The organism is Oxalobacter vibrioformis, from assembly GCF_027118995.1.
GTDB lineage: Bacteria > Pseudomonadota > Gammaproteobacteria > Burkholderiales > Burkholderiaceae_D > Oxalobacter > Oxalobacter vibrioformis.
In genome coordinates this window covers 1,044,932-1,058,407 of record NZ_CP098242.1, presented here as the reverse complement: position 1 = coordinate 1,058,407, position 13,476 = coordinate 1,044,932, and the positions used below count along the sequence as shown (strand labels likewise).

General features: G+C 51.8%; 12 protein-coding genes. 8 read left to right on the top strand and 4 right to left on the bottom strand.

Going from position 1 to position 13,476, the window contains the following annotated elements:
• Nucleotides 1-63: 63 nt before the first annotated feature.
• From NB640_RS05275 to corA, 5 genes are all read left to right on the top strand, one after another.
• On the top strand, nt 64-2,013 hold the full coding sequence (locus NB640_RS05275) for a ribonuclease catalytic domain-containing protein (protein ID WP_269310146.1): 1,950 nt from the start codon (nt 64-66) through the stop codon (nt 2,011-2,013).
• A 174-nt stretch (nt 2,014-2,187) separates the two neighbouring features.
• A complete protein-coding gene (locus NB640_RS05270) occupies nt 2,188-2,994 on the top strand; it encodes a TonB family protein (RefSeq protein ID WP_269310144.1) in 807 nt (268 codons plus the stop codon).
• A gap of 41 nt (nt 2,995-3,035) precedes the next feature.
• Nucleotides 3,036-3,857 carry a shikimate dehydrogenase gene (gene aroE, locus NB640_RS05265; protein WP_269310142.1) on the top strand — a complete coding sequence of 274 codons (822 nt, stop codon included), beginning with the start codon at nt 3,036-3,038 and terminating at the stop codon, nt 3,855-3,857.
• A complete protein-coding gene (mtgA, locus tag NB640_RS05260) occupies nt 3,854-4,609 on the top strand; it encodes a monofunctional biosynthetic peptidoglycan transglycosylase (protein WP_269310141.1) in 756 nt (251 codons plus the stop codon). Before aroE ends, mtgA begins: the two co-directional genes overlap by 4 nt.
• A 170-nt stretch (nt 4,610-4,779) precedes the next feature.
• Nucleotides 4,780-5,742: a magnesium/cobalt transporter CorA gene (gene corA, locus NB640_RS05255; RefSeq protein ID WP_269310140.1), complete on the top strand. Its 963-nt coding sequence runs from the start codon at nt 4,780-4,782 to the stop codon at nt 5,740-5,742.
• Between the two features lie 54 nt (nt 5,743-5,796).
• Here corA and NB640_RS05250 read toward each other — a convergent pair whose 3' ends face one another.
• Nucleotides 5,797-7,299 carry a B12-binding domain-containing radical SAM protein gene (locus NB640_RS05250; protein WP_269310139.1) on the bottom strand — a complete coding sequence of 501 codons (1,503 nt, stop codon included), beginning with the start codon at nt 7,297-7,299 and terminating at the stop codon, nt 5,797-5,799.
• Between the two features lie 581 nt (nt 7,300-7,880).
• On the opposite strand from NB640_RS05250, the gene frc reads away from it, so the two are divergent.
• The 3 genes from frc to sucD all read left to right on the top strand — a co-directional run bounded on the left by frc (nt 7,881) and on the right by sucD (nt 11,301).
• Nucleotides 7,881-9,152 carry a formyl-CoA transferase gene (gene frc, locus NB640_RS05245; protein ID WP_269310138.1) on the top strand — a complete coding sequence of 424 codons (1,272 nt, stop codon included), beginning with the start codon at nt 7,881-7,883 and terminating at the stop codon, nt 9,150-9,152.
• 99 nt (nt 9,153-9,251) lie between these two features.
• Nucleotides 9,252-10,415, top strand: coding sequence for an ADP-forming succinate--CoA ligase subunit beta (gene sucC, locus NB640_RS05240; protein WP_269310137.1), 1,164 nt, complete (start codon nt 9,252-9,254; stop codon nt 10,413-10,415).
• Nucleotides 10,416-10,422: 7 nt separating this feature from the next.
• The gene (sucD, locus tag NB640_RS05235; protein WP_269310136.1) at nt 10,423-11,301 is read left to right on the top strand and encodes a succinate--CoA ligase subunit alpha; all 879 of its coding nucleotides are present in this window, start codon (nt 10,423-10,425) and stop codon (nt 11,299-11,301) included.
• Between the two features lie 92 nt (nt 11,302-11,393).
• Here sucD and NB640_RS05230 read toward each other — a convergent pair whose 3' ends face one another.
• The 3 genes from NB640_RS05230 to thiL are packed head-to-tail and all read right to left on the bottom strand — an operon-like array spanning nt 11,394 to nt 13,422.
• Entirely contained in the window at nt 11,394-11,909 is a 516-nt protein-coding gene (locus tag NB640_RS05230) for a CinA family protein (RefSeq protein ID WP_269310135.1), read from the bottom strand.
• 20 nt (nt 11,910-11,929) lie between these two features.
• Complete coding sequence (locus NB640_RS05225; RefSeq protein ID WP_269310134.1) at nt 11,930-12,466, bottom strand: phosphatidylglycerophosphatase A family protein; 537 nt, start codon at nt 12,464-12,466, stop codon at nt 11,930-11,932.
• Complete coding sequence (gene thiL, locus NB640_RS05220) at nt 12,463-13,422, bottom strand: thiamine-phosphate kinase (RefSeq protein WP_269310133.1); 960 nt, start codon at nt 13,420-13,422, stop codon at nt 12,463-12,465. Before thiL ends, NB640_RS05225 begins: the two co-directional genes overlap by 4 nt.
• Between the last annotated feature and the right edge of the window lie 54 nt (nt 13,423-13,476).

Sequence of the window (13,476 nt, the reverse complement as noted above, 5' to 3'; positions counted from 1 at the left end):
TGATGAAAGCGTATCATTGAAGAATTAACGGAAAGCAGTTTTTTGCTTTCAGAAAAATGTTGCATGAATTTATTTTTTGAAGAATCCGGTGATTTCAGGACCGGCAGTGTGCTGGCCCAGGTCGGGGAAGCCTACCAGGTGGAGCTTCCCGGCGGGAAACGAACCAAGGTCAGGGCAAGGGATGTGCTGTTGCAGTATGAGGCCTATGACCCGGTGCAACTGATGTCAGAGGCACAGGAAATTGCCGGGGAAATTGACCTGGATTTTCTCTGGGAAGTGGCGGGGGAAGCCGAATTCAGCTTTACCGAACTGGGTACAGAGTACTTCGGCCATGAGCCCCGGCCACAGGAAGCCGCAGGTCTTTTACTCCGGTTGCATGCCGCACCGGTATATTTTTACCGGAAAGGCAAGGGACGCTATAAGGCGGCACCGGAAAAATCCCTGAAAGCCGCTTTGGCCAGCATAGAAAAAAAGCGCCAGCTGGCCATCATCCAGGAACAGTATGTCGAGCAGATGAAGACAGGTGTTTTCCCGGAGGCGATGAAGCCGCTTGCCATCCAGTTGTTGTGCAAGCCGGATAAAAACGGAATGGAATACAAGGCGTTGACCCAGGCATGTACCGCGCTTCAGACAACCCCTGAACGGTTTATGCTTAAAACGGGTGCCGTGGCTTCCCCGTTTGATCTGCACCTGTCCTGTTTCCTTTTTGAGCATTTCCCGAAAGGGACCGGTTTTCCTTTTGAGAAAATCACGGTGCCGATTCCGGATTTGCCGGTAGCAGATGTCCAGGCTTTTTCCATTGATGATGTCACGACAACAGAAATTGATGATGCGTTTTCCGTTACCCGCCTGCCCGACGGGAATGTCAAAGTCGGTATCCATATCGCCGCACCGGCACTCGGCATGATGCCGGGAGATGATATTGATGCGGTTGCCCGCCAGCGAATGGCAACCGTGTATATGCCGGGGGACAAGATCACCATGCTGCCGGATGATTATGTGCGTGTTTTTACGCTGGGGGCAGGTGAAAAAAGGCCGGCCGTCAGTCTGTATGCCACCATTAATCAGGAAGACAGTACACTGCTCGCAACGGAAACCTGCCTGGAATTCATCCAGGTTGCTGTCAATTTACGGCTCAATGATCTTGAGCACATTGTGACAGAAGAAAATCTGGCTGAAGACAAAGGGGAATATCCGCACAAAGAGGAGATTGGCATCCTCTGGTGCTGGGCGCAGGCGAGGGAAAAAGTGCGTATGGCAAAGCGGGAAAGTTTTGGCCTGAAACCGCAACAGGCCAATCACCCGGATTACAGTTTTTATCTACACGATGGCCTGGTTACCATCGAGCAGCGGATGCGCACGGCGCCACTGGACCGGATCGTGGCTGAACTGATGATTTTTGTAAACAGTACCTGGGGACGCCTGATGCAGGAGCATGGTGTTCCCGGTATTTACCGCAGTCAGGGAGAGGGTAATGGCTCATGGGCGGCTCGTCGCCTAGTACGTATGCAGACACATGCAGCACCGCATCAGGGGTTGGGGGTCGATCAGTATTCCTGGAGCACATCACCCCTGAGGCGTTATACGGATCTGGTCAACCAATGGCAGATTCTGGCCTGCATTCAACACGGTGTGACCGCCCCCCTTTCTGCGCCATTCAAACCCAGGGATGCCGATCTTTTTGCCATTGTCAGCGCTTTTGATTCCGCCCATACGATTTATACTGAATTCCAGACAAAAATGGAACGATACTGGTGTTTGCGCTGGCTCTCCCAGCATGATGTCCGGCAGGCCAGGGCGGTGGTTATCCGGGATGAAATGGTTCGATTGCTGGATATTCCGCTGACTATCCCCTTACCTGCAGTCCGCACACTGGGACGTGGGACACAGGTGACCCTTGATTTGCTCAGATGGGATGAAGTTGATCTGTCTGTTGAAGCCCGCCTTGTTGAAGTGTCTGCTGTTACTGCGGATGAGAATATGGCAGAATCAGATGATGAAATTGTGGATTAGCCGTTTTTGACTGTCAAATTCACATTAAAATAGCAGCAAGTTGCGAGAGCGCTGCTGTTTTTTTTCCGGCATCCCTGCCGGTTGTGTCGCGGAGCAGGATATTTGAGTTTTTCCCTACAAAACCGTGCATTAGGTTATGCGATCCTTGTATCAGTACTGGTACACGGCATATTGATGTTCGTCCGTTTTGTCCCTCCCCGTGCCTTTCATATCGTGCCGCCCGATCCCACCCTGGAAGTCGTGCTGGTGAATGCCAAGGCCAAAGGCGCGCCTTTACATCCTGACGCCGTTGCCCAGGCCAATCTGGATGGCGGTGGAACAAAAGAGAAGGGACGGCCCAGTTCACCGTTACCTGATTCCAGCCGGGTTGCTGATGGGGATGTGCTGGCTTCATCGCAGCGCCGGATAGAAGAATTGCAAAAAGAACAAAAACAGTTGGCCGCCAAACTGAAGGATGAGCTAAAGACCAGCGTGCCGCAGGTCAGGGAAAATCCATCGGCAAATGAATCCGGTGATGCCGGTGTCACGACACAGACCGACAGCCAGCAAGGGGTTGCGGGGCGGGCCGCTGCAATTGACCGCACGATTTCAGAGCAGGCCAGCCGTCCCAAAAAGGTATTTATTTCTCCGCGGACACGGGAAGTCGGGCACGCCATGTATTACAAATCCATGCAGCGGAAAATTGAAAATATCGGTACACTGAATTTTCCGCAGCGAAATGGCCGGAAACTCTATGGTGAACTGGTGGTCACTATTCCGGTTGCACAGGATGGCACACTCTACGAAAAAGAGGGAGGACCCCGGGTGGAAAGATCGTCCGGCAATGCCGCGCTTGACAATGCCGCATTGCGGATTGTCCGAAGGGCGGCGCCTTTTGGCCCGTTTCCGCCCAAAATGCGTTCTGCGATCGCAAGCGAAGTCTGGGTTATCGAAACGCGCTTCCGCTTTACCCGGGATGAAGCGCTGGAAACCGAGTCCTGAGGCTGGCCCGCTTTAACTATTACCTGTTCAGGAATTGCCATATGTCTGCCCCCGATCGTTATGCTGTTATAGGAAATCCGGTTGCGCACAGCAAGTCACCGGACATTCATGCCCTGTTTGCCATGCAGACGCATCAGAATATGCGGTATCAGCATCTGCTTGCCCCTCTGGATGGTTTTGAGGCAACCGTTATGCAATTCGTTGCTGAAGGCGGCAAAGGCCTGAATGTGACCGTACCATTCAAGCTGGAGGCTTTTAAGCTTGCCACGTCATTGACGCCGCGAGCACAGGCTGCAGGCGCGGTGAATACCCTGAAATTCGAAGAGGGCATCATCATTGGCGACAATACGGATGGCAAGGGATTGATGGTGGATATCGTTGAAAATGCCGGTTATCCGGTTGCGGGTGCCCGTGTCCTGCTTTTGGGAGCCGGCGGCGCGGCGCGTGGCGTGATCCAGCCGCTTTTGGCGCTGCGTCCGGCAAGACTGATGATTGCCAATCGCAGTGTGGATAATGCCAGGGAACTGGCTGACTTTTTTTCGTCTGCCGGCAAAGTGGATGTTTCCGCCTACGCTGCATTGCAGGAGCCATTCGATATCATTATCAATGCGACTTCAGCAGGGCTGAGTAATGAGATGCCGCCTGTGCCGGCTGCCGTTTTCAGGCCATCTGCACTGGCTCTGGATATGGTTTATGGTGACAGACCGACGCCTTTTCTGGATTTTGCGGCAACGCATGGTGCTGTCGTGCGCGATGGTTTTGGCATGCTGGTTGAGCAGGCGGCAGAATCCTTTTTTCTCTGGCGGGGGGTGCGCCCGGCCACGGAGCCGGTATTTTCTGCCTTGAGGCCGCAGGCAGCATGAAGTCATTTTTCGTCTGGGTAAAAAAATACCGTTACTGGATACTTCTTGCGCCGGTTGCCTTTTTTTCCCTGATCCAACTGTATTATTTCTGCCAGATAGCCTGGTGGGTCAAGTTCAATCCTGAGTCGACCAGCTTCATGCGTCAGCAACTGGCGGTTCTCAGAAAAAATAACCCCAAGGCAGAACTCAAACATAAATGGGTACCTTATAACCAGATATCACGAAATCTGAAGCGTGCCATCATTGCCTCGGAAGATGCCAATTTTTCTGCCCATGAAGGGGTGGATTGGGAGGCCCTGATGCGGGCTTATGAAAAAAATCTGAAGAAGGGAAAAGTGGTTGCCGGAGGATCAACCATTACCCAGCAGTTGGCCAAAAATCTGTTTCTTTCCGGGAGCCGGAGTTATTTTCGCAAGGTGCAGGAGCTGATCATCACCTATATGCTGGAGTTCCTGATGGACAAGGAACGGATTTTCGAGATATACCTGAATGTGGTTGAGTTTGGCCGCGGGGTTTTTGGCGCGGAAGCTGCTGCACGGCATTATTACGGGGTATCCGCAGCCGGCCTTGGGCCTGAGCAGGCGGCCAGACTCGCCGTCATGCTGCCCAATCCGCGTTATTACGGTACGCTCAGGGATTCCAGTTACCTGGCTCAGCGCACACAGATTATCCTGCGAAGGATGGGGTCCGCCGCGCTGCCGAAAAAGCCCTTGCCGCCGCCGAAAAAGGCGGTATCGGGCCGTAAAAAATAATGCGCCGGAATCAGTAAAAGCTTGCCTCTGTCGTTTGATGTCAGTAAACTTGCCTTTTTCCATGGGTGTTAGCCGGTTATTTCTTTTGAAAAAGAATGGCCTGCGCTGACAGGGGGCTGGCATGACGGGTTTTTTGTCATGTGGTTCAGGATTACCTGAAAGAATTCCTCATGATCAATGTGTTTATCTTGCAGAATGGCCGTTTAAGCCAGGTTCCGATTGATTCCAAGGCGGACCTGGAAAATGTCGCGCCTGTCTGGGTTGATCTGACCTCACCTACCGAAGATGAGCGCCTGTGGGTCAAAAATATTTTTGGCGTCACCATGCCGGATGAGGATGAGGTCAAGGATATTGAAGCCTCTGCCCGTTATTACGAAGCGGAAAATGGTGATATCCATCTCAGGACAGACTTCCGTATTGATGATGAAGAAGGGCCGCAGACGATAACGGTTGCATTTATCCTGGCCCGCGGGATGCTGTTTTCCGTGCATCCTGAGGATCTCCCGGTATTTCGTCTGGTCCGGATGCGTGCGCGTTCACGGCCTGGTTCCATCACGGATTACAAGGATGTTCTCCTTGATCTGTATGCAACGGACGCCGAATATTCCGCCGATGCGCTGGAAGGCATCTATCGCAATCTGGAAGATGTGAGTATTCGCGTTTTGCAGGAAACTTTCACGGACCAGGATGCGGCAGCAACGCTTTCCGCCATTGCCAAGGAAGAAGACTTGAATGGCCGTATCCGGCGCAGCATGATGGATACCCGGCGGGCGGTCAGCTTTTTGATGCGGGGACGGCTTCTCGATTCGGAACAATTCGAGGAAGCCCGCCAGATTCTCCGGGATATTGAATCACTGGATGGTCATACCTCGTTTCTTTTCGATAAGATCAACTTCCTGATGGATGCCACGGTTGGTTTTATCAACATCAACCAGAACAAGATCATCAAGATTTTCTCGGTTGCCAGCGTGGTCTTTTTGCCGCCAACACTTATCGCCAGCATTTATGGCATGAATTTCCATATTCTGCCGGAACTGACCTGGGATTTTGGTTATCCCTTTGCCTTGCTTTTGATGATAGGCAGCGCCGTTGCGCCTTTCTGGTATTTCCGCCGCCGCGGCTGGCTTAATTAATCTGCCCGGACAGTCCTGTCCCGGTTTTACGTATCAATGGTTTGAGCCGGTTCATCATATATGACGGCTCTGGCGGACATGTGCCTGCCTGGGTTCGTTGGGCAGGGTGGCATTGGCCGTTTCTTTATGCCGTTTCATATGGGTTTTGCCAGCATAGTCCTGGCCGATGGTGATTCTGACCTGGTCAGCGTCCGCCCCTTTTAATACCAGCCATTCCGTGACAAGAGAGGCCAGCCGGTCAAGTGCAATGGCATGGGTTGTTCGTCCCGTCTTGTACAGCCAGTCTGACAGATCCATGAAGCGGGTAAAAGGGCTGTCTGCGAGGATCATCGGCAGTGTTCTGGCGAAACGCCCGGAATTGGCGACAAGATCCCAGAAACGGGCAAAACGGACCAACCGCTGCATGGTGAAGAAATCAATATCCGCTGTTGCCAGGATGGTATAGGGAGGCGCCGGATCAAAAGCCAGTCCGAAAGCTTCTGTATGGCGGAGGATGGGCGTACCGCGCAGCCGCTTTAAAATACCGACCTGTATTTCATGGGGGGCCAGTGCAACCAGCCGGTCAAACCCAGCGGCAAAGCTTTCCAGTGTTTCACCTGGCAGTCCGGCAATCAGGTCGGTATGCAGGTGTGCCTGGCTGTGATTTCTCAGCCACCGGATATTGGCTTCGCTTTTGTTGTTGTCCTGCTTCCGGCTGATTCGGTCCTGTACTTCCGGATTGAACGTTTGCACCCCGACTTCCAGTTGCAATGTCCCGGCGGGAAACGGCTGGATGGCTTCTTTCAGCGCATCTGACAGATGGTCCGGTACGACCTCGAAATGAACAAAAACCGGGTCAGAAGGATCGGCATGAATTTTGTCCAGGAAAAACTGAAGGATCTGCCGGCATTTTTTTGTATTCAGATTGAACGTGCGATCCACGAATTTAAAACTTCGGGCACCGCGCACGTAAAGTTTTTCCATTTCCGCAAGGAAGCGGTCGGTATCAAATGCCCAGGCGGTTTTGTCCAGTGAGGAAAGGCAGAATTCGCAACGAAAGGGACAGCCGCGAGACGCTTCGACATACAGGGTGCGATTGGCAATATCCTCATCGGTATAAAGATCGTAAGGCATCACAATATCGTTTAAGTCCAGCTGTTTTCCCTTATGAAATTTTTCTTCGGGAGGCGTGCCGTTCAGGATGTGATCGCACAGCTCGGGAACCGTTGCTTCACCCCAGCCGCTGATGACATAATCAGCCATTTTCGCCAGTGGTTGCGATCCAGCCTCATGCGAGATTTCAGGTCCGCCAAGCAGGATGGGCGTCGTTGGCGAGATTGCCTTGAGCAGGGAAACGAGCCTGGCGGTTTCTTCCGCATTCCAGATGTATACCCCCATGCAGATGATGGACGGTTGCTCTGCCAGGATTCTTTCAGCGGCAATGGCAGGGTTGATGCCGATAACCAGTTCCATGATACGCGTGCGTTCCCGGTGTTTCCCCATATTGGCGTGCAGGTAACGCAGGCCTAATGAGCAGTGGGCATACCGGGCATTCAGTGTGGTCAGGAGGATGGTCATAGTAACAGCATGGAGAAGTCAGGACAGGCAGCAGCAATACGGAAGGTATGATGACATGGCGCCGAAAAATTTTCCAATCGGCCAAAAAGCGCTGCCAGGACACGGTTTCATTTTATAAAATCTTTGGTTATTGTTTGTTAGGGACTCGTAAAATTGACTTGAGTCAAGAATATATCAAAGTGGAAACAGATATGATAGCGGCTGGCTTTTTGCCTCGTATACAAAGGGACAGATTGCCCTTTATACCGGCAGGTTATCATTGAAGTGAATACTGAATCCAATCATCCATGAGTGCAGCAGCCAACATCAGCCCAGAGGCAGATTCCGGGAACATGATGTTCAAAAGATATCATGTTCATCCTGCTGTCAGTGTTTTTCTTTTTTCCATGCCGCCAAGGTGATGGTTCCTGCAGTCATGCAACTCGCAGATGACAGGGTGTCGCCTGTTCCGTGGCAGGATAAAAGACGAAAAACACATGATGAACGGATCGCAGAGGCAGTGCAATGAAAATCAAAGTGCAGTAATCGCAGTATCGACGCAGTAATAAGCAACAAAAAACAATAACTGGAGAAAACACATCATGGGTACCAGAGCAGCATTATCAGGTGTACGCGTGCTTGATATGACCCACGTACAGGCAGGTCCGACTGCATCACAGCTTCTGGCCTGGCTGGGTGCTGACGTCATCAAACTGGAACCACCAAATGGTGACATCACCCGCCAACAGTTGCGCCACATCCAGGGCGTAGACAGCCTGTACTTCACGATGTTGAACAGCAACAAACGCTCCATTACCGTTAACATGAAGAGCAAAGCGGGCAGCCAGGTATTTGAGGAACTGATCAGAAATTGTGATGTCCTCATGGAAAATTTTGGCCCGGGCGTGCTTGAAAGGCTCGGCTATTCCTACGAAACCATCAACAGTATCAACCCGGCCATTATCGTTGCCTCCATCAAGGGCTTCGGTTCATCCGGCCCATATGCTGACTACAAAGCCTATGAGCCGATTGCACAGGCAATGGGGGGCTCCATGTCCACTACGGGTTTCCCGGAAAACCCGCCGACCATCACTGGTTCCCAGGTTGGTGATACAGGTACCGGTTTGCATCTGGTTATCGGTATTTGCGCGGCCCTGTATCAGCGTACGCATAATGGCAACAAAGGCCAGTATGTTGAAACTGCCATGCAGGAATCCGTCATGAACCTGTGCCGCGTCAAATTCCGTGACCACAGCCGTCTTATGGGGGGGAAGGCCGAACTCACCGAGTACAGCCGTCCCACCATGGGTCTGACTGCCACGCCGCGTGCCGGTAACGACTCCGGGGGCGGTCAGCTTGGTAATTGTATTCCCTGTAAACCACACGGTCTGAATGACTATGTTTACATGGTCGTCCAGGAAGCCATCTGGCCGACACTGGCGCGTATCATGGGGGGTGAAGAGCTCGTCAACGACGAGCGCTTTTCCAAGATTGGTGAGCGCCGCAAGAATCAGGCAGAACTGTGGAAAATCATCTCTGACTTTGCTGCCAGTTATACCAAGTTTGAATTGACTGCCCTCTTCAACGAAAAAGACATCCCGTGCGGCCCTGTTTTGACGACTGAAGAAATTGCCAACGACGCCCACATTGCGCATCGCAATATGTGGGTCAGGGTTGAAGGCCATCCGGGCGGGGATTATTTCACTGTGGGTATGCCGATCAAGATGTCGGAAGGGACTGTTGAGAAGATCCTGCCGGCACCGCTTCTGGGCGAGCATACCGACGAGGTACTGAAAGAGGTTTGCGGTTTTGACGATGCGACAGTAGTAAAACTCAAAGAGCAGGGTGCGTTTACCAATCCACGGAAAAAATAATGGAAGCGGATGGAACGTATGCTTTAATAACGTCTGTTTTATTGGACCAAGCCAGGATGGATGATGAAAATCAGCCATCCATTATTTTGAAGGGCAAGTATGAATATTCATGAATATCAGGGAAAAGAGATTTTACGCAAATATGGTGTAATAACTCCTCGTGGTGTTCCCTGTTTTAGTGTTAATGAAGCCGTTGAGGCTGCAGAAAACCTGGGTGGAAAAGTCTGGGTGGTAAAAGCGCAGATTCACGCAGGTGGTCGCGGAAAAGGCGGTGGTGTCAAAGTGGCCAGGTCAATTGATGAGGTCGAGCAATATGCCAGTGATATTCTGGGCATGACACTGGTTACCCACCAGACCGGTCCTGAAGGCCGCGAAGTCAAGCGTCTGCTGATTGAAGAAGGTGCGGATATTGCCAAGGAATACTATATCGGCATGGTTGTGGATCGCGAAACACAGCGTGTTGCATTGATGGCATCATCCGAAGGCGGTATGGATATTGAAGATGTGGCGCATAATACGCCCGAACTGATCCACAAGGTTTTCATTAATCCGAACACCGGCCTGACCGATGCGGAAGGTGAAGACATCGCCAGAAAAATCGGTGTGCCTGATGTTGCCGTAAAAGAAGCATGCCAATTCATGCAGGGTCTGTACAAGGCATTTGACGAGACAGACGCTTCGCTGGCAGAAATCAATCCGCTGGTTCTGACCGGGGATAACCGCATCATTGCACTGGACGCCAAATTCAATTTCGACTCAAACGGGATGTATCGTCAGCCGGAAGTTTCCGGTATGCGTGACTTTGACGAAGAAGATCCGGATGAAATCGCCGCGTCGAAGTTTGATCTGACCTATATTGCCCTTGATGGTGATATTGCCTGTATGGTTAATGGTGCCGGTCTGGCCATGGCAACCATGGATATCATCAAATTGTTCGGTGGTGAGCCGGCCAACTTCCTTGACGTGGGTGGTGGTGCAACAACAGAAAGGGTGACGGAAGCTTTCAAGATCATGCTCGCCAATCCCAAGGTCAAGTGTATTCTCGTGAATATCTTCGGCGGCATCATGCGTTGTGATGTTATCGCAAACGGTATCGTTGAAGCCGCACGTCAGGTAGAACTGAGAGTCCCCCTGGTTGTCCGTCTTGAAGGAACCAATGTCGAGCTTGGCAAGGAAATTCTGGCCAAGTCCGGTTTACCGATTATTTCTGCCGATGGCATGACGGATGCCGCACAAAAGGCAATCAAAGCAGCTAAGGGGTAATAAAGATATGTCTATTCTGATTAACAAAAATACACGCGTGATTGTTCAGGGCCTGACCGGAAAAACCGGCGCATTCCACACTGAAATGTCACAAAATTATGCCTTTGGCAAGGAATGCTATGTCGGTGGTGTTACCCCGAAAAAGGGGGGGACCACCTTCCTGGACATTCCGGTCTTTGAGACGGTCGCTGAGGCAAAAAAACAGACAGGCGCAACCGTTTCTGTCATCTATGTGCCGCCTCCGTTTGCTGCTGCCGCGATTGATGAAGCGGTTGAAGCGGAAATGGACCTGGTCATCTGCATTACCGAAGGTATCCCGGTTCGTGACATGATTCGCACCCGTGACAGGATGAATGGCAAGAAAACTATTCTTGTCGGCCCGAACTGCCCGGGTATCATCACACCGGATGAGCTCAAGATCGGCATCATGCCTGGTCACATCCACAGAAAAGGCACCATTGGCGTGGTTTCCAAGTCAGGCACCCTGACCTACGAATCTGCCGGTCAGCTTGCCGAGTTTGGCCTGGGACAATCCACGGTTGTTGGCGTGGGTGGTGACCCGGTCAATGGACTCAAGCACATTGATGTGCTGAAGATGTTCAATGACGATCCGGAGACGGAAGCCGTCATCATGGTTGGCGAAATCGGTGGCAATGATGAAGAGACTGCTGCAAGATGGGCAAAGGACAATATGAAAAAGCCGATTATCGGTTTTATCGCAGGTGTCACTGCGCCTCCAGGAAAGCGTATGGGTCATGCCGGTGCCATTATCTCTGGCGGCAAGGGTACGGCTCAGGAGAAACTCGCTGTGATGGAAGAGTGCGGGATTACCGTTACCAGAAATCCAGGCGAAATCGGAAAGACCCTGAAATCCGTTCTGAAGTAAAACGATGGTTTTCATATCCCTGGCCTCTTTGTGAGGTCAGGGATTTTTTTATGGAACCGCTGATTAACGCAGCAATTCGTTCGCAAAACACGTTAATCAGCGGTTCCTGATGTGTTTTTTATTTGCCCTGTTTCGATGAATTCGAGAAGCAGCATCAGTGCATGTTCCACACTTTTTTCCCGTACGGTCTGACGGTCACCCGAAAAGCACTGTCGCTCGGTATGTATCCAGTTATTTGCTGCCAGTCCGAACCAGACGGTTCCCACCGGTTTGGCTGGCGTTGCCCCGTCGGGGCCGGCTATGCCTGTGGTGGCTATCGCGATGGAACCGTTAGCGGCCTGCAGTGCACCTTTTGCCATGGCAGAAACGACTTCGCCGCTGACGGCGCCATATTGCCGGATCAGTGTTTCAGAAACATGGAGCATACCGGTTTTTGACAGATTGGAGTAGGTTACCCATCCGCAGTCAAACCATTGGGAAGAACCGGGAATATCTGTTATCGCTTGGGCAATTCCCCCGCCAGTGCAGGATTCCGCTGTGACGAGCATTTCTTTTTTTCGGAGCAGTTCATTGCCCAGTCGGGTTGCCAGTTGAAAAATGTCTGTCATGGGAAATCCTGTCAGCAGGGTTATGACGTTATGCCAGGCAGGGCAAACGCCATCAGCACATAAGCGATTATGGCATAAATCGCAGCAAGGATATCATCTGCCATGACGCCCAGACCGCCTTTCAATTGGGCATCCACCTGGCGGATAGGCGGAGGCTTGGTCATGTCAAAGAGCCGGAAAAGTAAAAAAAGCCAGCATTGTCCCAGAAGGGTTGTGGGCATGAATATCAGCAAGACAAGCCATATCCCGATGATTTCATCCCAGACCATGCTGCCATCATCGGGGCTGTTTAAGGCATTTCCGCTTTTTGTGCATGTCCAGATGCCCAGTATGAAACCCAGAACAACAATGATGCTCCAGGCCATCTGGGTAAAAACCTCAGGCCAGCTTGTTGTCAGAGCATAAAAAATCAGCCATCCGAAGAGTGTGCCGGCCGTGCCGGGCATGATGGGAGAAAGGCCACTGCCAAAACCCAGTGAAATGAAATGCGCCGGATGCGATAAAAGAAAACGCTTATCGGGCCTGATTCGGGATGATGGCGTTTGTGCTTCGCTCATGTCGTTGAAAAGTGGTCGAAAGATTTATCAGCAAAAGCCTGTGGTTCTCCTTTGGCATTGACCAGTCGCAGGCCTGCGGCTTTTTCTATGGTGCCAATCACTGCGACAGCCGTTCCCGTCTGTCGGGCCGCTTCAAGTATGGCAGTGCGGCTGGATACGGGCGCTGTAAAACACAGCTCATAATCATCGCCCCCGGCCAGCATGCAGCGCAACTGGAAATCATGCGGCTGGTCATGAAGAACCTGCCCGGCTGGCAGGGTATCAATGTTGATGGTTGCCCCTGCTTTGGAGCGGTTCAGGATATGGGATAAATCACCAATCAGGCCATCAGATAAATCAATCGCAGCATGGGCATGCCGGCGGATTGCCATACCCAGTTCGACGCGCGGGGTCGGCATCTGGAGATGGGTTAAGGCGTCTCCCATGACTTCAGCATCCAGAGAGATGGTGCCTTTCAGAAATTCCAGTGCGGCGCGTGCTTCTCCCAGTGTGCCGGAAACCCAGATGTCATCACCCACTCTGGCCTGATCCCTTCGCAGTGCTTCGCCGGATGGCACTTCCCCTAACACGGTAATACAGACACTCAAGGGCCCGCGGGTGGTATCCCCTCCAATCAACTCACAATGATGTTTTTCAGCCAGTGCGAAAAGTCCCTCGGAAAAGGGTTTCAGCCAGGCTTCATCAGAAGCCGGTAATGAGAGCGCAAGGGTAAAGGCAACAGGTCTTGCGCCCATGGCCGCGAGATCAGACAGGTTAACCGCCAGTGATTTATGTCCCAATTGCCTGGGATCGGTATCAGCAAAAAAGTGAATACCCGATACCAGCATATCGCATGAGATGGCAGTTTGCATCCCTGGCTTTGGCGTCAAGAGCGCACAATCATCGCCTATGCCCAGGGTAATATCCGGTGTCGGACGAGTGAAAAAACGGGCGATGAGATCAAATTCAGAGGGCATGTTGAATCCGGGAAAAGAATTTTATGGTGTTTTTTTCAGGTCAGAATCAATACA